Below are 18,689 nucleotides of genomic sequence, written 5' to 3' on the forward strand. Positions count from 1 at the left end.
TTTTACTCCACACTGGGAAAAGTTCTTGACATCCGTGGCTTGAATAGATAAAATATACAATAAATACAAAGGTACCTTTATAAAAGAAAGGATGATGCTATGGAGATATTTTACTGTGTTCTTTTGATGTTAGGAGCGATATTAGTTTCAAATTTAATTAATCGTTTTATTCCTTCCTTTTCAATTCCAATTATACAGATTTTATTAGGTGTGGTGCTGTCCCTTATACCTTCTGTCTATCATTTTGAATTTGATACTGAGTTATTTATGATATTGTTTCTTGCTCCCTTGTTATTCTTTGATGGCATGCAGTCGGATAAGAAATCACTTTGGGATTTGAAAAAGCCTATTGTGATGCTGGCTTTAGGCCTTGTATTTTTTACAGTAGCTGTCCTTGGTGTATTGATAAATGCTATGATTCCGGCTATTCCGTTGGCAGCAGCATTTGCACTGGCAGCGGCCCTTGCACCTACCGATGCTGTCGCAGTCAGCTCTCTGGGAAAGAGAATAAGGATACCGGAAGGCATCAAGCATCTAATGGAAGGGGAAGCTTTAATTAATGATGCTTCCGGTGTAGTCAGCTTTCAGTTTGCTGTAGCGGCTATGGTTACCGGTACCTTTTCTTTGATAGAGGCAGGAAGCCGGTTCCTGATTATTGCTTTAGGCGGTGTGGCTGTCGGAATTGCAATGACAGCACTGAAATATTTGTTTGTTAAATGGGTACGTACACTAGGAATGGAGAACGTTACCTTTCATTTACTTATTGGAATATTAACACCTTTTATAATATATATGGCAGCGGAGGAATGCAGAGTAAGCGGTATCCTGGCAGTTGTTATTTCCGGCGTTATCCATTCCTTTGAAGGCAGGAGACTAAATCCAGAGACAGCCACATTAAATATTGCATCAAAAAGTGTGTGGTCAACCTTAACCTTCGCCTTAAACGGGATAGTATTTCTTATTCTAGGTATGCAGCTTCCACATATTATTAATACCATTTGGTATAATGTATCTGTCAGTAATCTAAAAACTATTGGTTTTATTCTTGTCATTACAGCTGCAATGATGGCAATACGCTTTCTATGGTCGTATTTCACAGTTGCCGCACCAAAGCAAAAGAGATTTAAAAGGATAGAGTTCAATAAACGAAGACCCCAATTGAGACAGCTGGCTGTTTCTGAAAAACCCTTAGGTGGTGAGCTTAGCCGTATTAAAACAAGTCTCATTATTAGTATGTCAGGAGTGAGGGGAAGTGTAACACTGGCGTCTATACTTTCTCTGCCGCTGGTGTTAAGCTCTGGAAAAGTATTTCCTGAAAGGGACCTTATAATATTTATAGCGGCTGGAGTTATTCTCTGCTCCCTGGTGGTTGCTAATTTTGTCATGCCTCTTTTATTAAAGCAGGATAGTAAGGAGGATAAAGGAACCGAAGAGAGAGCGGCTTGTCTTGAGATTATACAGAATGTGATCAAACAGATAAACGAACTTACAAATGATGAAAATAGATTCCAGGCTGCAAGAGTTACAAGAAATCTGTTAATGAGAGCAGAGGAGCTAAGAAGTAAGAATTACAAGAAATCCAACCAAAAAGAAGAACGTGAATTAAGAAAAGAAGTTTTCAGCTGGGAAGAAGCTTATACGAAATCGTTGCTCCATAATAAAACCATTGATGAAACGACCGCACTTCAATATCTGGAGCTGTTAAACAAAATCTGTAGAAAAAATGAGAAGAAATTGAAGTTTTCCTATATTAAAATGAGCAGGATAATCAAGGGTCTGGGAAGCAGAAGAAAGCAAGGAATAGTAGCTGTGAATTATGATATCAACCGCGGACAGATGGAAACTCTCAGACGGATGAATAATGAATATGTTCTTGAAAGGCTGTATGAAAGAAAAGAGAAGGATGACACCATAGCACTCAATAAGCTGATTTCAGAATATGAGAGACTGGAAGCACTGGTAGCGGCAAGAAAAAGGACGGATGATTACCATCAGAGCATAGAGAATACGGAAACTGTACCAACTACAAGTATAAATGACATGGAGGACTTGGTGCATTTAAGCTTTCAATTGGAAAGGGATGGAATTCAGGGTATGTTTGAACAAGGGCGGATATCCTGGGAAACTGCCAGGAAGATGAGAAGTGATATTGCATTGATGGAGCTGCAGTTACAGCAATCCAGCGAAGCGGCAGTATTTTGATTTATCAGAAGAAGCAGTTGGTTTAAAACAGAAATGCTTCTTCTGATAATTTGTTTATAATTGTTATTAAATGTGTCTTGTAATTTTATTTCTAATTTAAAGTTTCATAAAACGTTTTATAAAACCTGATAAAGGTTTATAGGGAAAGCTTTCTAAAGCAGATGCCGTATTTTTAAGTTCTTTACGGATAGCTATACTTTGAGGACAGTGTTTCTCACATAATCCGCAGTTAACACATTTGCCTGCATTGTGACCGGTAGTACGGACAATATAATTAAAGCGGGCAGATATTTTACCGTTGGTAGCTGTTTCATTATAACTGCTGAAACAAAGAGGGATATCCACTCCTTGAGGACATGGAATACAGTATCCACAACCTGTACAGGGAACCAGGAAAGATTTATTTAGTACATCTTTTACACGCTTATACAAATCAAACTCTTCAGAGGTAAGAACATCTATCTGTGCTTCATCAGCAGAAGCGACATTTGCGGCGAGCATTTCCTGTGAATTCATACCTGAGAGTACGGTAAGAACTTGCGGGTGGTTCCACAGCCATCGGAAGGACCACTCTGCGGGAGTATGCTTTACCGGACTTTCTTCAAAAACAGAGAGTGCTTCCTTCGGCAGATTAACAAGTTTTCCGCCGCGTAAAGGTTCCATAATCATGATAGGAAGTCCTTTCTCCGCCGCATACTCTAAACCGCTTTTTCCGGCTTGATTGTATTCGTCATAATAATTATACTGAAGCATACAGAATTCCCAGTCGTAGGCATCAATAATTTTAATGAATTCCTGACTGCCGCCGTGATAGGAGAACCCAATATTCTTAATCTGTCCTTTTTCCTTCTTTTCTTTAATCCAATCTAATATTCCAAGGCTGACCATTCTCTGCCATACATCCAAATTGGTAAGCATATGTATAAGATAATAATCAATATAATCGGTTTTAAGCCGTTCTAACTGTGTATTGAATATCTTATCAAAATCTTCCTTTTTCTTAACCAAATAAGGAGGCAGCTTTGTTGCAAGCTTAACTTTCTCACGGTGCCCTTTTGAGAGTATACGGCCAAGAGTAGCTTCGCTGCCGGGATATATATAAGCAGTATCAAAATAGTTGATTCCAAGCTCGATGGCCTTTACAATCTGCCTTTCTGTTTCTTTTTCATCTCTTTTAAAACGCATACAGCCAAAAGCCAGTACTGAAATCTTATCACCGTTTTTAGGGTTTATTCTGTATTGCATGATTACCTCTTTTCCTGAATTTTGAATTATCAGATATAATATTGTATATAAGATGTATTATAGGATAACTATAGGGGAAGTCAAGGATTATTATAACCTTGCATCTGAAAGCAGAAGATAGGAGGAAGAAACAATAACTAACACAACAGGAGCATACTTTTACAACAGCACGAATCACGTTATTAAAGTGGAATAATTACCTAAAATGATTGACAAGTAAAACGTGGAGGTATTAAAGTATAGAGTGGAGACAGTTTTGTAATTAGTTTTGAGCAAATCAATCTGTTCAGGGGTACAATCTGTAAATTTATCGGGAGGTTTAAAGCATGAAGCTTAAGAATATATTAAATACCAAAGGTCATCAACCTTCCTTTGGCTTAAGAGAATTATTAGGGTATATCGGCCCTGGACTTTTAGTAACGGTTGGGTTTATTGATCCCGGCAATTGGGCATCAAACATAGCGGCAGGATCTGAATACGGATATAAGCTCTTATGGATGGTTACACTTGCAACCATCATGCTGATACTGCTGCAGCATAATGTTGCCCACCTTGGAATAGTAACAGGAGATTGTCTTTCGGAAGCAGCAAACAAGCATTTAAAACCTTGGTTATCTAAAATAATTCTTACTACAGGCCTTTTGGCAGCGATATCTACGGCTATGGCAGAGATTCTAGGTGGTGCAATTGCGCTGAATCTGCTGTTTAAGGTGCCAATAAAATTAGGCTCAGTCATAATATTTGTAGTAATTGTAGTATTTCTATTTACCAATACATATAAGAAGCTGGAAAAAGTTATAATGGGTTTTGTGTCCATAATAGGTATTTCTTTTCTCTATGAGCTTAGTGTTGTTCACGTTAGCTGGCACGAAGCGGTATCTGGCTGGACAACAATTCAGTTCCCCATGGGATCCCTGCCCATTATTATGTCAGTTTTAGGTGCAGTTGTAATGCCTCATAATCTATTCCTGCATTCAGAAGTAATACAGAGTCGTCAGTGGAATCTGGAAGATGATGCAGTTATTGCAAGACAGTTAAAATATGAATTTCTGGATACGCTGTTTTCCATGATTATAGGTTGGGCTATAAATAGCGCAATGATTATATTGGCTGCTACTACTTTCTTTACACAGCATGTAAAGGTTAACGAGTTAGGGCAGGCACAACAGATGCTGGTTCCATTGGTTGGCAGCTTTGCAGCTGTTATCTTTGGTGTGGCATTGCTCTTTGCAGGAATTTCCTCTACTATGACAGCTGGGATGGCAGCGGGAACTATCTTTGCAGGGATGTTTGGTGAGCCTTATGATATTAAAGACAGGCATACAAAGATCGGTGTAGTTGGAATACTGGCTATTGCAACTTTGATCATATTCTTTATAAAAGACCCTTTTCAGGGATTGGTGTACAGCCAGATGCTTCTTAGTGTGCAGCTTCCGATAACCGTATTTTTGCAGATCTACTTAACGTCTTCTAAAAAGGTTATGGGTAAATATAAGAACAGCCTGTTAAGTAATATTGTTCTTTGGTCAATCGCAATTGTACTGACTATTTTGAATATTATGCTGTTCGCAAGTTATTTAGGCTGATTGTATAATAAAAGGTAATAAGAAAGCTCTATGCAGCCTGATAAACAGGGTGCATAGAGCTTTCTTTTGTTATAGATAAGTTCCTAAAAGGATAGCATTATATTATTCTTCGTTGAAACCTTTGTAGTTTCAATTAAATTCTCTATTAATTCAATTAGTTCCGAGGAGAGATTATGAGCTTCTTCTAGAACCCTTTTGGATTTTTCAGTATCTTTATCCTTAATGGCTTGAATCATAATGTCACCCTTTAAGTGGAATTCGTGATGGAGCTTTCCAATAGCTTCCCATTCTTTCTGAATGGATGGATGATTCAGATTCAGTGTTTTATAGTAATGGCCGAAGGTACATTTGCTGGGATTGGTCTGAAGGGGTTGTAAAGTCATTGTATCTGCCATGTACTGGAGTTTTCCAATCCATTCTTTATGTGCGTTCACCGCTTTCTCAAGAATATCGCATATCTCGTCATTGGTAATGGAATGTCTGCTTCCTTTTAAACCGCTATAGAGATTAGCTGCGAGAGTTGATAATTTATCGTCGATATTGGAGATGCTTTTGGCATAGAATACACTTTCAGAGGCATCCTTTTTTATATTTAAAGTCATGGTATTAAGTTTCTCGGCATCCTCACTGGAGGCTTCCATGGCGCGGTTAATCTCTATGGAAGCGACTTTTATACCCTGCATGGAATCGTTGATGGATTCTACGGTATCCACGACACCTTCCAGCATATTGATATTATCAGCCATTGTATCCGATACGAGGTCGATCTTGTCGCTCATCTGACCGGTTGAAGTCAGAGCTCTTGTTAGACTGCTCTTACCCTCAGTGGCTGCAGAATGTATATTTTCAACAAACACGCGCATATCATCAAGGTTATGCTTCGTGTCATCCGCCAGCTTTCGTACTTCTTCTGCTACCACAGAGAAACCTTTGCCATGTTCACCTGCTCTGGCAGCCTCAATTGCAGCGTTCAGAGCAAGCAGGTTCGTCTGGTTTGCTATTGTCTGTACACTATCTACAATTTTACCGATTTCACTGGTGAGCTGCAGTAGTTGGTCGATTTTTCCGGCCATGTCATGTGTGTCGCTCACAACATTCTCCTTTAAATTGCTTACCTGACCCAGCAATTCTTTGCTCTGTGCGTTGCGGGAGGCTAATGCTTTTGAGTCAGAGGATAGTTGCTGTAAGGAATCAGCTGTATTATCAATGGTGTCAGAGACATTGTTCATCGTAGCAGTTGTTTCTTCAACAATTGCAAGATTTGATTCGCTTAAATTTCCTAGTTCAATTGAAAAATTGTTAAGCTGATCTGATATGTAAGTCATTCCCACATCAAAGGTACTGATTGAGGATGCAAAATCCATAATATTTTTAACTGCTACAGACATTTTCTCCTCATTGGTAAAAAGTTTGTTAAAATGATCTATTGCCTGTTGATGGAAAGGATGATTACTTTTAGGGGAAGCTGTCTGTACTCCGGTCATCATATTTTCAACATATTCAAGAATTTCGCCCATTTCAGAGCATGGTTTCTTTTTTAAATTTGGCATTCTATATTTCCTTTCTTTCGTAAGTAGGTCTGATTATATCATTATAAACGGCTGTTACTTTCTGTGCAACGGATTTTTAAACTTTGAAATTATGAAATAATACATTGTATTCGTTCATCAAAGGATTATAATTGGTTTTAGAGCTTATTGCTGATAAAAGAACAAAGGTAAAAGGAGAAAGTATGCTTAATAACGCTGATATTCTAAATATTAAAAATGCTATTCGCACAGCTATTGAAAAGAACGAGATACCCGGTGCCAACTTGCTTGTTTTTAAAAACGGGAAAGAAGTATTTTATCATGAGGATGGTTTAGCCTCAAGGGAAGAAGAGCTTCCGATCAGGAGAGACACAATATTTAGATTGTTCTCTATGTCAAAGCCGGTTACAGCAGCTGCTGCCATGATTCTAGTAGAAAGAGGAATGTTAGATCTGTATGAACCTGTTGGTAAATATCTGGAGAGTTTTCGTGACCAATTAGTGGATGAGAATGGAACACTGGTTCCCGTAAACAGAGAGATGAGAATAAAAGATTTACTGAATATGACATCAGGACTATTATATGGCGGTGAGGACAAAGCCGGTAAGGCAACTACAGAGGTCTATAAGGAAGTCACTGAGAAACTTCTCACGGAAAATGCCTTAACCACTGTTGAGTTTGCCAACAAACTGGGAGGCTGTCCGCTGGCGTTTCATCCGGGCTCGTCTTGGGCCTATGGCACCAGTGCAGACGTACTGGCTGCTGTGATTGAAGTGGTTAGCGGCATAAAATACAGTGAGTTCCTGAAGAAAGAAATATTTGAACCGCTGGGAATGAAGGACACAGCCTTTTATGTTCCGAAAGAAAAGAGAGACCGCTTAGCAAATACCTATCGTGCTGATGATAAAGGTGGTTTAACTCTATATACTGCTAATAACCTTGGAATCATTCAAAGCATGGACAGAGAACCGGCATATGAGGCTGGAGGAGCCGGATTAGTTTCCACCATTGATGACTATTCCAAATTCTCACTTATGCTTATGAACGGCGGAAGCTATGAAGGAGTTACCATACTTCATCCCAAAACAGTTGCATATATGACCACTAAAGTATTAAATAAAAGACAGCAAAAGGGTATGGAGTCATGGCTGGAGTTAGAGGGACATAGTTATGGAAACCTTATGAGAGTATTAGTTGATACGACAAAAGCTGGAACTATCGGCAGCCTTCATGAATATGGTTGGGATGGCTGGCTTGGCTGTTATTTTTCTAATTGCCCTACGGACAATTTGAACTTTCTTTTCATGACGCAGAAAACAGATGCAGGTACCATGGAAATCACCAGGAAGTTAAGAAACATAATCATCAGCAGCTGCGCTGAGGAATAAACATAGGCTGCCGGATTTATATATTGGATGAAAGCATATAAGCTTCATCGCGGTATAGAAATCCGGCAGTTTTTAATTTTATTTCTTCCCGTATTATGTTAAAATAAATGAGAACTTAAGAAATAGAGTAAATCGGGCAGCATGGAGGTCTAAATGAAATCACTGGTTATTGCAGAGAAACCCTCTGTAGGAAGAGATATTGCAAGAGTATTAAGATGTAATAAGAATATTAACGGTGCTTTGGAAGGGGATAAATATATTGTTACCTGGGGTTTGGGACACCTGGTAACACTCGCTGATCCGGAAGAATACGATGACAAATATAAGGAATGGAAGATGGAGCATCTGCCGATGCTGCCGCATAAATTTGAACTGGTGGTTATTAAGCAGACAGGTAAGCAATATCAGACTGTAAAGACGCAAATTCATCGAAATGATGTATCTGAAATCATAATTGCTACCGATGCGGGCCGAGAAGGTGAATTAGTCGCAAGGTGGATTCTGGAGAAAGCCAACAATAAAAAACCTGTGAAAAGATTATGGATATCATCTGTAACGGATAAAGCAATAAGGGAAGGGTTCTTAAAACTGAAAGACGGAAAGGACTATGAGAATCTCTATCAGGCGGCAGTGGCCAGAGCGGAGGCGGACTGGATTGTGGGGATGAATGCTACCAGAGCCTTAACCTGTAAATACAATGCAAGTCTTTCCTGCGGACGAGTTCAGACACCAACATTGGCTATGATAGCAAAAAGAGAAGAAGATATCAAAAAATTTGTTCCGGTACCTTATTTTGGACTAATCGGCAGGGTAAATGGTTTGACGCTGACCTGGCGGGATGTTAAAACTAAGAATACCACGACCAATGATAAGAAACAGATTGAAGAGCTTAAAGAAAAGCTTACCGGAAGAGAAGGTACCGTTACGGAAGTTAGTACAGTGTTGAAAAAATCCTATTCCCCGGGATTGTATGATCTAACAGAGCTTCAAAGAGAAGCAAATGTACGTTATGACTTTTCAGCAAAAGAGACCTTAAATATTATGCAGCGCCTTTATGAAAACCATAAAGTCTTAACCTATCCCAGAACGGATTCTAGGTATCTTACAACTGACATTGTTGGAACATTGAAAGAAAGGCTGGAAGCTATAAGTACCGGACCTTATAAGAAATTGGCGGCTGTTCTTACAAGAAAGCCTATTGCAGCAAATGCCTCCTTTGTAGATAATCAGAAAGTAAGTGACCATCATGCGATTATACCCACGGAGCAGTATGTCAATCTTGAGAATATGAGTTCAGATGAGAGAAAGATTTATGATATGGTAGTAAGACGCTTCCTGGCTGTTCTATATCCCCCTTGTGAGTATGAAGAAGCCACAATAAAGGTTGAAGCAGGTGGAGAAGAGTTTATAGCTAAGGGTAAGATTATTAAGTCTGCCGGATACAAAGAAATCTATGAAAATATATCGGAAGAGGCTTCTTTAAAAGAAGAGAACGGTAATATTCAAGAGAATCAAAAATTGCCTAAGATAGCAAAAAATGATATCTTAAAACCTATCGTATTTACAATAACAGAAGGTAAGACAAAGCCACCGGCATATTTTACCGAGGCAACACTTCTTTCCGCCATGGAGAACCCCATTCATTTTCTGGAACAGAAGGATAAGGAATTAGTCAAAACTCTTGGGGAAACCGGTGGTCTTGGAACTGTTGCCACTCGTGCGGATATTATTGAAAAGCTTTTTAATTCCTTCCTGATGGAAAAGAAGGGCAAGGATATCTTCATAACCTCTAAGGGGAAACAACTTCTAAATCTGGTTCCGGAGGACTTAAAAAAACCGGAACTTACGGCATCCCTGGAAATGAAGCTAGCTAGGGTTGCAAAGGGAAGCCTGAAAAAACAGGACTTAATGAAGGAAATGACCGACTATACGAAAGAAATCGTAGAAGAGATTAAAACAGGTGAAGGTAATTTTAAGCATGACAATCTTACAAATAAGAAATGTCCTGTCTGTGGTAAGAATATGTTGGCGGTAAACGGTAAAAACAGTAAAATGTTAGTGTGCCAAGACCGTGAATGCGGTCACAGGGAGACTACCAGCAGAACCAGTAATGCCAGATGTCCGGTCTGCCACAAGAAGATGGAATTAACTGGTCAGGGTGATAATCAGACATTCACTTGTTCCTGCGGCCACAAGGAAAAGCTTTCTGCTTTTCAGGAAAGACGAAAAAAAGAAGGCGCAGGTGTCAGTAAAAAGGATGTAGCTAAGTATATGAATCAAATGAAAAAGGAAGAACAGACGCCTGTTAATACTGCTTTTGCAGATGCTTTTGCTAAAATTAAGCTTTAGCAGTATGAAAAAATAAGAAAAAATAAGAAACAATAAGATATATACAGCTTATGTATGAAATCTTCGGTATATGCTTGTGATAAGTTGTAAAGACACGAATAGGATAAAACAATTATAACTGATTTTGAGAATTGACTTTGAAACTTATGTATTGTATTTTATAAGAAGAAAACAAATTGAAGGAGGCTGAAATATGCGCAAGTCTATAAAAACAGAGAACAGAATAGGAAAGATGCAATCAGCCGGCCTAGGTACTTGTATATAATCCAGTGTTCCATAAAAAGTTGGAACAAGGATTTTATGTAAATTATAACCACAGTCGATGACTGTGGTTTTTTGCGCCTAAAAACAAGATTACCCATGTCAGGCAACCCGCTCGTTCTCAGAAGGGGAGCTGCTGATTACCAAATGAAGATTAGAAAGAATGGGTGATCGTGATGAATATTTTAAATATCGGTATAATGGCACATGTAGATGCAGGAAAAACAACAGTGACAGAAGGATTTCTCTATCATAGCGGAATTAAGAATTCCATGGGAAATGTGGATAATGGAACGACCACAACAGACTCAATGGAACTGGAGAAGAAACGGGGAATGACAATTCGTTCTGCTACCGTATCTTTTATGATTGGAGAAATCAAAATCAATCTGATTGACACACCAGGGCATATGGACTTTATTGCAGAAGTTGAGAGGTCTCTATCAGTCCTTGACGGAGTAATTCTTGTTATTTCTGCAAGAGAAGGAGTTCAACCTCAGACTCGTGCCATTTTTAATAAATTAAAGCAAATGAAAATACCGGTAATCTTCTTTGTGAATAAGATAGACCGTATAGGTGTTAATCTGGAGGAGATTTATCAACAGATGCGACAGCAGCTCACTGAGAATTTCTTATTAATGCAAAAAGTAATTTACCAATATGGTGCGGCAGAACAAAGCTTTGAAATTATTGAGAAGAGTTATGATGAGCCGGATATGGCAGAACAGATAATTCTCCATTCTGAGAAACTTCTTGATAAGTATATGAAAGAGGAAATGATTACTGCAGATGATTATGAGAAAGTAATCCGTTCCCGCAACCGTTATGGAAAACTTTATCCGGTTTATCATGGAACTGCACTTTGGGATATTGGAATAACGAAATTAATGGAAGCTATCGGCAAGTGGTTTGTACCAAGAATTTGTAATAATAAGGATTTGTCTGCCTATGTTTATAAGGTATTGTTTGATGAACATAAACATAAGCTTATCTTTCTCCGTGTATTTTCAGGTGAACTAGTACTAAGAGAACACATTCTGGTCGAAAGAGACCAGCAGGAGATGGTTGTTCGTAATTTATTCGGTTTAGAAAATGGAAAATTGGTTCCAAAAAATAAAGTTCAGGATGGAGACGTAGCGGTAATTACGGATGCCAGAGAACTTGTGTGCGGTGATTGGATTGGTGGAAGGACCAAGCTTGCCTTAAATAAGCAGACAGAACCTCTGCTGCAAGTAGGTATAAGACCAATACCGGCAGCTGCCAGAAGAGAATTGTTAGAAGCATTGCAAATATTGACCATAGAAGATCCCTATCTGGATTTGAATATTGATGAGGAAACAGAAGAAATAAAGCTTAAGCTTTTTGGCAATTTGCAAAAGGAGATATTGCAAGCCTTGCTTTTAGAGAGATTTCATCTGGAAACTGAGTTTGACAGTGCGATAACGGTTAAGAAGGATAAACCGATAGACCAGATAACCTGCATTGTTCCCATCAACAGTCCAAGTAATCTGCTGCGGGCCGGAGTAGGCCTAACACTTGAACCTCTTGAAGAAGGAAGCGGCTTTTTTTATGAAACACAGGTTTCATACGGAGACCTTACGAAATCCTTTCAAAATGGTGTGAAAGAAGGTGTAGAGAAGGGAATCCGCAAAGGACTTCGTGGTGAAGTAGTGGATACGAAGGTGACTTTTCTTTATTCTGATTATTGCAGTGTAACCAGTACCCCTGCAGATTTTAGAAAACTGGCTGAAAAAGTTGTTTACCAGGCATTAAACAGTATCGGTGTAAAAACCATGGAGCCTGTTATGAACTTTATCCTCACCGCACCACAGGGTTGTGAAAAGAAAATTATGACTGAGTTAGTGAGAATGAATGCTTTGATGGAAGAAACAAAATATACCCAAACAGAAATGATAATAACGGGAAAAGTAACACTGGAAGCCAGTAAAGATTTTTCGGTGGTTCTCTTTACCCTAACAGAGGGCAGAGGAATCTTCGAAACTTCTTTCTGGCAGTACAGAGAAGAAGGAAAGCTATACAATAGTGAAAAATATTAATATTTAACCCTTATAATTATATTTCTTCATGTAATCTCCATATGGCCATGGTATAAGTTATTGTAATGCATTAGTTATCCATCAAGTTGGCTGAAATCATATTTGCGGAATACTTCAAGCAGCATGACTGATAGTATAAAATGTGCAAAATGAAATTCCAGGAGGTTATATGAATTTTAATAGAAATAAAAGAGGTAATAGCACCAGGGAACACAGTCCTATGAAACATATGCTTCATATGATACTTTGTTGCGGGATACCGGCACTTATCATAATGACTCTTCCTTTTATAGCCCGTTATAGCCCGGCTGCAGCAGGTTTACTGGGAATTATAGCACCTTTTATCTGTCCTGTTATGATGGGAGGGATGATAATCATGATGCTGCGAAGCGGAAAACACAGCTGTTGCAGTAACGAAGAGGGAACACCAGAATCGGTAACGAAAGCGGAGCAAGAACATGCCTTACCCACTAACAAGGAATAGATTTTAAGACGAATAAAAACTTCTGTCACTCCTTAGACAGAAGTTTTTTATTCGTCATACATAATACAGCTCGTATATTATGGGATACTCGTACATATCTTGTATACATAAAGAAATCGTAACAGAGGGCAGCAGGATGAATATTATCTCCATGCTTTTGGCTATTTTAGCAGGAGTATTAACCACCATTGAAGCAACGATTAATTCCCAGCTTGGAAAATATGTTACACCAAGTATAGCCACACTTCATAGTCTTATGACCGGATTGACATTTGTATTGCTGATAAATCTGATAATCGGCAATCTGCCAAGATATACGAAAGTAACTACAGTTCGGCCTATATGGCTTATTGGCGGCTTTTTCGGAGCCTCCATTATATACTTATCTGCAAGATCGATTCCTTCCCTTGGTATATCCAATGCTTTGATATTAATTTTGGCAGGGCAGCTTACCAGCAGTTTGGTTATAGATGCATTTTTAAATGATGCCCAGATTAGTTTAAAAAAGATGGGTGGTATGGTTTTGTTTCTTATCGGTACTATTATGTTTTTAAAAGATTAGAAGTGTTGTATTCGAAATACAAAAATCATCTTATCAGAAATGTGTACTTGCATTTCCTCTTAAACTATGTATAATTACAATAAAAGAAATGTAAAGGGTGATTCCTTTGGAACATAGAAAGGTGAACTTCATAAGGAAGATTAACATAAGACGGGCTTATTAGCCCGTCTTTCTTTTTGGCTTTAACTTGATAAAGTAAGAGAAGCAAAAAACAAAGGATAGAAATCAGAAGTAATAAAAGGATTATGGTATAGCATTCTAAGCATTATATATAATAATAGAAATAGAAATGAGGAATATTATGAAAATAGCGGTATATGAATTAAGGCAGGATGAAAAAAAGAAGCTGGAGGAGTTAAAGGTAAAGTTTGGTTTGGACCTTGTAACTACCGGAAAAACTCTAAACAAGCAGACTATTAAGCTTTCTGCCGGTTGTGATGGAATTAGTGTACTTGGAAGAAGCAGTCTTGACAAAGATATGTTAACTGCTCTTAAAAAGCAAGGAATAGGATATATCTCAACCAGGACAGTAGGTTATAATCATATAGATACCTGTAGCGCCAAGGAATTGGGGCTGCGAATATGCAATGCCGGGTATCCTCCAAAGGGAGTAGCGGAATTTGCGGTAATGTTGATGTTACTTACTCTTCGCCATTACAAGCCGGCTATGTGGAGACAGAACGTTAATGATTATTCTCTATTCGGCTTAACAGGGCAGGAATTGGGTAATCAAACAGTGGGTGTGATTGGAACCGGTAATATCGGCACGGAAGTTTTAAAGATACTTTTCGGGTTCGGATGTAAATTGGTAGCTTATAACATTACAGAAACTGAAGCAGGCAAGAAATATGCAGAATATGTATCACTGGAAGAACTATACCGTGTCTCGGATATTATTACCCTGCACGTTCCTTTGACGGATGAAAACAGGCATTTTATTGATAAGGCAGCTATTGCTAACATGAAACCCGGGGTAATATTGATCAATACTGCCAGGGGAGAATTAATGGATATAGAAGCCTTAACAGAAGGGATTGAGTCCGAGAAAATCGGTGCTCTTGGCCTGGACGTTTTTGAAAAGGAAGAAGGTATCTACCATGCCGATAGAAAAACAGATATCCTAAAAAACCGTGATATGGTATATTTAAGGCAGTTTCCCAATGTAGTAATGACACAGCATATGGCATTTTATACCAGAGGGAACATTGACAGTATGGTAACCTGGGGAATAGAAGGATTATTTAATATGTACAGCGGTAAGGGATGCAGGCAGGAAATATAGATATTTCATGAAAGCAACCTTAAAAAGTGTGTACGAAGTAAAATAAAGCAGGCCTCTATTCGGTGATAGCAGTAACTGGTATTTTTTCTGCTTTCACCGAGTAGAGGCTTTTTTTTATAGTAGTATGTTTTTTATTGACAAATAAATTATTTTACACTATACTAAGTGTATTAATAGTAATAGTACACTTCGTATGCAGATGTGGCTACCACAAAGAAAGGAGTGCCGAATGATAGTTATTGATTACAAGGACCGAAGACCTATCTATGAACAAGTGGAAGAACGGTTTGAAGAGCTGATACTAAAGGGCGGGTTAATGCCGCAGGAACAGCTTCCTTCCGTGAGAAATCTAGCAATAGAATTATCGATAAATCCAAATACTATCCAAAGAGCTTATATGGAACTTGAAAGAAAAGGTTTTATCTATACAGTGAAAGGAAGAGGCAGTTTTATAGCGGATACCGAACATTTACTGGATATAAAGAAAATGGATCTTTTGGAATCGGTTGCCTCACTCTTAAAAGAAGCAAAAGAAATTGGGGTGGAGAAGCAACAGGTTCTAATGAAAGTAGAAGAAGCTTATAAAGTGTGAAGGTAAATAATGAAATAGAATAAACGATAAAGATATATCTGCAAACGGAGGGCAGCAGGTATTAGAAAGGATTGGTATATATGATAGAAGTACAGAACTTGACAAAGTATTTTGATAGCATTAAGGCGGTTGATGATATTACTGCTGTTATCAAAGAAGGAGAAGTTTTTGGCCTTGTTGGAACCAATGGGGCAGGTAAAAGTACTTTCTTACGTATGGTTTCAGGTGTTATTAAGCCGGACGAAGGTTTCATAAAAATTGATGGCTATCCGGTTTATGAGAATACAGAAGTAAAAAAACTAATATTTTATATTTCAGATGAGAGTTATTTTTTCAGTAATAGTACTCCAATCGATTTAAAAAATTACTACAAAGTTATTTATAATGGTTTTGATGCGATCCGATTTGATGAAATGATGAGGCAATTTGGGCTTGACAGCAAAAGAAAAATAAATACTTACTCAAAGGGCATGAAAAAACAGCTTACAGTAATCTTAGGAATCTGTGCAAATACAAAGTATCTTCTATGCGATGAAACTTTTGACGGACTTGACCCGGTAATGCGTCAGGCCGTAAAAAGCTTATTTGCGAAAGAAATTGCAGAAAGAGGGTTAACACCGATTATCGCATCTCATAATCTTAGGGAACTTGAGGATATCTGTGACCATGTAGGATTATTGCATAGAGGTGGAATTCTGCTTTCAAAAGACCTATTTGATATGAAACTAAGTATTCACAAGATTCAATGTGTATTCAAGGAAGAAGCTAATCTAAATGAGATATTTGGTGAAAAGGAGATTCTTAAGGTTGAAAAAAGAGGTTCTCTCTTTACAATAACCTTAAGAGGCAACAGGGAAGAAATAATAGCTAAAATAGACCGACTTAATCCTGTATTCTCAGAAGTTCTACCTTTATCCTTAGAGGAGATTTTTATCAGCGAAACGGAGGTGGCAGGTTATGATATCAAGAAACTTATTTTTTAAGCTTCAAAAAGAAGATTTGAAAAGGCGGCTGTGGGTAGCAGCTCTTTCCATGCTGATCTTCTTCCTCTTTGGACCTGTTCTGCTTGCTCTGGTGCTGGAGGGATTGGTTAGTGATGCACAGATGCAGTATACCATATCACAGATTACATCAACAATTGGACCAGGTTTTGCTTTTCATTTTATTATTTCTATTACAGGAGCACTAATTTGTGCCAGCAGCGGATTTTTCTATCTGCATTCCAGAAAAAAAGTAGACTTTTATCATGGAGTGCCAGTTAGAAGAGAAGTTCTTTTTGCCGTAAATTATGTAGATGGTATCTTACTTTATTTGATTCCTTATCTTATAAGCATGCTTTTAAATTTTGTGGTACTTGTTTCAGCTGGATACTTAAAAGCAAATGTGGCGGTGATAGGGTTTGAGGCCTTGGGAATTAACCTGTTATATTTTATTTTATTATATACCTTGTCTGTGCTTGCAGTTGTACTTACGGGTAATGGGGTTATAAGCCTTTTATTAACTGGTGTCTTCTATTCCTATGGTCCATTGGTAATGATCATAAAAGATTTGTATTGCAGAGCATTTTTTCAGACTTATTTTAATACTTCAAGTGATGATAAATTGTTTTTGTTTTTATCACCCATCGGAAAATATGTGAAGAATTCAACCCTTATAAAAAATGGTGAATTCAATGGAATGGGTAAAAGCATCGCTTTGACAGCAATTGTTATTATTTTGATAATGGTATTATCGGTACTGCTTTATAAAAAACGGCCGTCGGAAGCAGCAGGAAAGGCTATTGCCTTTAATATAGCAAAGCCTTTCATAAAGTTCTTGCTTGTCCTTCCATTATCACTTGGAGGAGGGCTATTGTTCAGGGAAACTGCTCATCTTCATAAGGATGTTTGGATGATATTCGGATTAATTTTAATCTTTGTGATAGCAAGCGCTATTATTGAAATCATTCATCAATTTGATCTAAAGAAGGCTTTTGCACACCGTAAAGGTCTTGCAGTAACTGCTTTTGCTATGGTAATCATCGTGTGTTTGTTCCGCTTTGACCTTATTTCTTATGATTCTTATATACCGGCTAAAGATAAAGTTGTTTCTATGAGCATTTATGTACCGGGGCTGGATGATAACAAGAATTACATGGAAGTCAGTAAAACCGGAACGGATTTTATCTATAATTCCACCTTTGAATATCAACAAAAATATATGAGACTGAAAGATATTAATACCGCTTATGATATAGCAAAGCTGGGAATTATGGAAGCGAAAAAGAATAATACAGCAGGGGATTATGGCTGTACAGTTGCATTCCATCTTAAAAATGGTAGGACAGTATTGCGAAATTATATGGCAGTGGAGGATAAGGACTTAACCTTATTAGACCAGGTTTATAGCAGCAGTGATTATAAGGAAGGCTATTACCCAATCTATAAGTGGGCGACAAAGTATGTTACCTCTGTTTCTGTGTCTAGTGACAAAACTGAGAAAGTGCTTACTTTAACGGAAGCTGAGAAAGAGGAGCTGTTAACCATTTATAAAGAAGAATTAAAAGGGCTGACTATTGATGATGTTAAAATGAGTAAGCCTGTTGCAACGATTCGATTTATATTAATTAACAGTAATGAGTTTAATTATGATGTATTTCCGAAATTTACGAAAACCAGAGAATTTCTTTCTGCTCATGGGCTTAACACCGATAATCCATTAATGGCAGCAGATATAAAAAAGATTAATGTATCATTACAATATAATGATACCGTCTATGAAAAGAGAGGAATGCAAGTTATAAAAAGTGATAGCATTGCAAATGAAAATAAAGCAGTTGATTATACCGATAAAGAGAAAATTGATCAAATCCTGAAAACAGCATTGCCTGCGGAGTATTGCAATGATTTCAGTACAGTTCTAAAGCCTAATTATGATATAGCAGTCAGCGTCATATATGATACTGACAATTACGGCAATGAAAGGTCGGATTTGTATTATTTTTCAAAGGGAAATATTCCGGATTTTGTTCTAAAAGACTTAAATTACGAATCGAAATAGAGTATTTTTCCTAAATGTGTTTAAAATTAAAGAATATGGTATAATATTAGAGTGGAGGCATAAGTTCTCCGCTCTATTATTATATCGATAAATATTGTAGAAAGGACATGAAA

Annotated in this window: 13 protein-coding genes; 11 read left to right on the forward strand and 2 right to left on the reverse strand. The window is 37.8% G+C overall.

All coding sequences use genetic code 11. From position 1 onward, the window contains the following. Nucleotides 1–99 precede the first annotated feature (99 nt). Complete coding sequence (locus bsdcttw_RS11635) at nt 100–2,202, forward strand: Na+/H+ antiporter (protein ID WP_185259524.1); 2,103 nt, start codon at nt 100–102, stop codon at nt 2,200–2,202. Between the two features lie 96 nt (nt 2,203–2,298). Here the strand turns inward: bsdcttw_RS11635 and bsdcttw_RS11640 are convergent, their stop codons facing one another. Next, a complete protein-coding gene (locus tag bsdcttw_RS11640; protein ID WP_185259525.1) occupies nt 2,299–3,447 on the reverse strand; it encodes an aldo/keto reductase in 1,149 nt (382 codons plus the stop codon). Between the two features lie 326 nt (nt 3,448–3,773). Between bsdcttw_RS11640 and bsdcttw_RS11645 the strand changes: the two genes are divergently transcribed. Continuing rightward, on the forward strand, nt 3,774–5,033 hold the full coding sequence (locus tag bsdcttw_RS11645) for an Nramp family divalent metal transporter (RefSeq protein ID WP_185259526.1): 1,260 nt from the start codon (nt 3,774–3,776) through the stop codon (nt 5,031–5,033). An 83-nt stretch (nt 5,034–5,116) separates the two neighbouring features. On the opposite strand, the gene bsdcttw_RS11650 is transcribed toward bsdcttw_RS11645, so the two are convergent. Beyond that, nucleotides 5,117–6,583: a methyl-accepting chemotaxis protein gene (locus bsdcttw_RS11650; RefSeq protein ID WP_185259527.1), complete on the reverse strand. Its 1,467-nt coding sequence runs from the start codon at nt 6,581–6,583 to the stop codon at nt 5,117–5,119. A 182-nt stretch (nt 6,584–6,765) separates the two neighbouring features. Here bsdcttw_RS11650 and bsdcttw_RS11655 point away from each other — a divergent pair, with 182 nt between their 5' ends. The 9 genes from bsdcttw_RS11655 to bsdcttw_RS11695 all read left to right on the forward strand — a co-directional run bounded on the left by bsdcttw_RS11655 (nt 6,766) and on the right by bsdcttw_RS11695 (nt 18,576). Continuing rightward, a complete protein-coding gene (locus bsdcttw_RS11655) occupies nt 6,766–7,950 on the forward strand; it encodes a serine hydrolase domain-containing protein (RefSeq protein ID WP_185259528.1) in 1,185 nt (394 codons plus the stop codon). Nucleotides 7,951–8,103: 153 nt separating this feature from the next. Next, on the forward strand, nt 8,104–10,299 hold the full coding sequence (locus tag bsdcttw_RS11660; RefSeq protein WP_185259529.1) for a DNA topoisomerase III: 2,196 nt from the start codon (nt 8,104–8,106) through the stop codon (nt 10,297–10,299). A gap of 437 nt (nt 10,300–10,736) precedes the next feature. Beyond that, nucleotides 10,737–12,617, forward strand: coding sequence for an elongation factor G (locus tag bsdcttw_RS11665; protein WP_185259530.1), 1,881 nt, complete (start codon nt 10,737–10,739; stop codon nt 12,615–12,617). A gap of 169 nt (nt 12,618–12,786) precedes the next feature. Further along, on the forward strand, nt 12,787–13,101 hold the full coding sequence (locus tag bsdcttw_RS11670; protein WP_185259531.1) for a hypothetical protein: 315 nt from the start codon (nt 12,787–12,789) through the stop codon (nt 13,099–13,101). Nucleotides 13,102–13,237: 136 nt separating this feature from the next. After that, nucleotides 13,238–13,663 carry a DMT family transporter gene (locus tag bsdcttw_RS11675; RefSeq protein ID WP_207726532.1) on the forward strand — a complete coding sequence of 142 codons (426 nt, stop codon included), beginning with the start codon at nt 13,238–13,240 and terminating at the stop codon, nt 13,661–13,663. Nucleotides 13,664–13,964: 301 nt separating this feature from the next. Then, nucleotides 13,965–14,945, forward strand: a complete 981-nt coding sequence (locus bsdcttw_RS11680) for a D-isomer specific 2-hydroxyacid dehydrogenase family protein (protein ID WP_185259533.1) — start codon at nt 13,965–13,967, stop codon at nt 14,943–14,945. A gap of 229 nt (nt 14,946–15,174) precedes the next feature. Continuing rightward, a complete protein-coding gene (locus bsdcttw_RS11685) occupies nt 15,175–15,537 on the forward strand; it encodes a GntR family transcriptional regulator (protein ID WP_185259534.1) in 363 nt (120 codons plus the stop codon). 80 nt (nt 15,538–15,617) lie between these two features. Then, nucleotides 15,618–16,520, forward strand: coding sequence for an ABC transporter ATP-binding protein (locus bsdcttw_RS11690; protein ID WP_185259535.1), 903 nt, complete (start codon nt 15,618–15,620; stop codon nt 16,518–16,520). Continuing rightward, nucleotides 16,495–18,576 (forward strand): DUF6449 domain-containing protein, encoded by a 2,082-nt coding sequence (locus bsdcttw_RS11695; RefSeq protein ID WP_185259536.1) that lies wholly within the window; start codon nt 16,495–16,497, stop codon nt 18,574–18,576. Before bsdcttw_RS11690 ends, bsdcttw_RS11695 begins: the two co-directional genes overlap by 26 nt. Nucleotides 18,577–18,689: the final 113 nt, after the last annotated feature.

The organism is Anaerocolumna chitinilytica (assembly GCF_014218355.1).
In the GTDB taxonomy this organism is placed as follows: domain Bacteria; phylum Bacillota; class Clostridia; order Lachnospirales; family Lachnospiraceae; genus Anaerocolumna; species Anaerocolumna chitinilytica.

Bases quoted from the DNA above. Each gene is read 5' to 3' on its own strand.
- bsdcttw_RS11635 (WP_185259524.1), top strand. From the start codon at position 100: ATGGAGATATTTTACTGTGTTCTTTTGATGTTAGGAGCGATATTAGTT.
- bsdcttw_RS11640 (WP_185259525.1), bottom strand. From the start codon at position 3,447: ATGCAATACAGAATAAACCCTAAAAACGGTGATAAGATTTCAGTACTG.
- bsdcttw_RS11645 (WP_185259526.1), top strand. From the start codon at position 3,774: ATGAAGCTTAAGAATATATTAAATACCAAAGGTCATCAACCTTCCTTT.
- bsdcttw_RS11650 (WP_185259527.1), bottom strand. From the start codon at position 6,583: ATGCCAAATTTAAAAAAGAAACCATGCTCTGAAATGGGCGAAATTCTT.
- bsdcttw_RS11655 (WP_185259528.1), top strand. From the start codon at position 6,766: ATGCTTAATAACGCTGATATTCTAAATATTAAAAATGCTATTCGCACA.
- bsdcttw_RS11660 (WP_185259529.1), top strand. From the start codon at position 8,104: ATGAAATCACTGGTTATTGCAGAGAAACCCTCTGTAGGAAGAGATATT.
- bsdcttw_RS11665 (WP_185259530.1), top strand. From the start codon at position 10,737: ATGAATATTTTAAATATCGGTATAATGGCACATGTAGATGCAGGAAAA.
- bsdcttw_RS11670 (WP_185259531.1), top strand. From the start codon at position 12,787: ATGAATTTTAATAGAAATAAAAGAGGTAATAGCACCAGGGAACACAGT.
- bsdcttw_RS11675 (WP_207726532.1), top strand. From the start codon at position 13,238: ATGAATATTATCTCCATGCTTTTGGCTATTTTAGCAGGAGTATTAACC.
- bsdcttw_RS11680 (WP_185259533.1), top strand. From the start codon at position 13,965: ATGAAAATAGCGGTATATGAATTAAGGCAGGATGAAAAAAAGAAGCTG.
- bsdcttw_RS11685 (WP_185259534.1), top strand. From the start codon at position 15,175: ATGATAGTTATTGATTACAAGGACCGAAGACCTATCTATGAACAAGTG.
- bsdcttw_RS11690 (WP_185259535.1), top strand. From the start codon at position 15,618: ATGATAGAAGTACAGAACTTGACAAAGTATTTTGATAGCATTAAGGCG.
- bsdcttw_RS11695 (WP_185259536.1), top strand. From the start codon at position 16,495: ATGATATCAAGAAACTTATTTTTTAAGCTTCAAAAAGAAGATTTGAAA.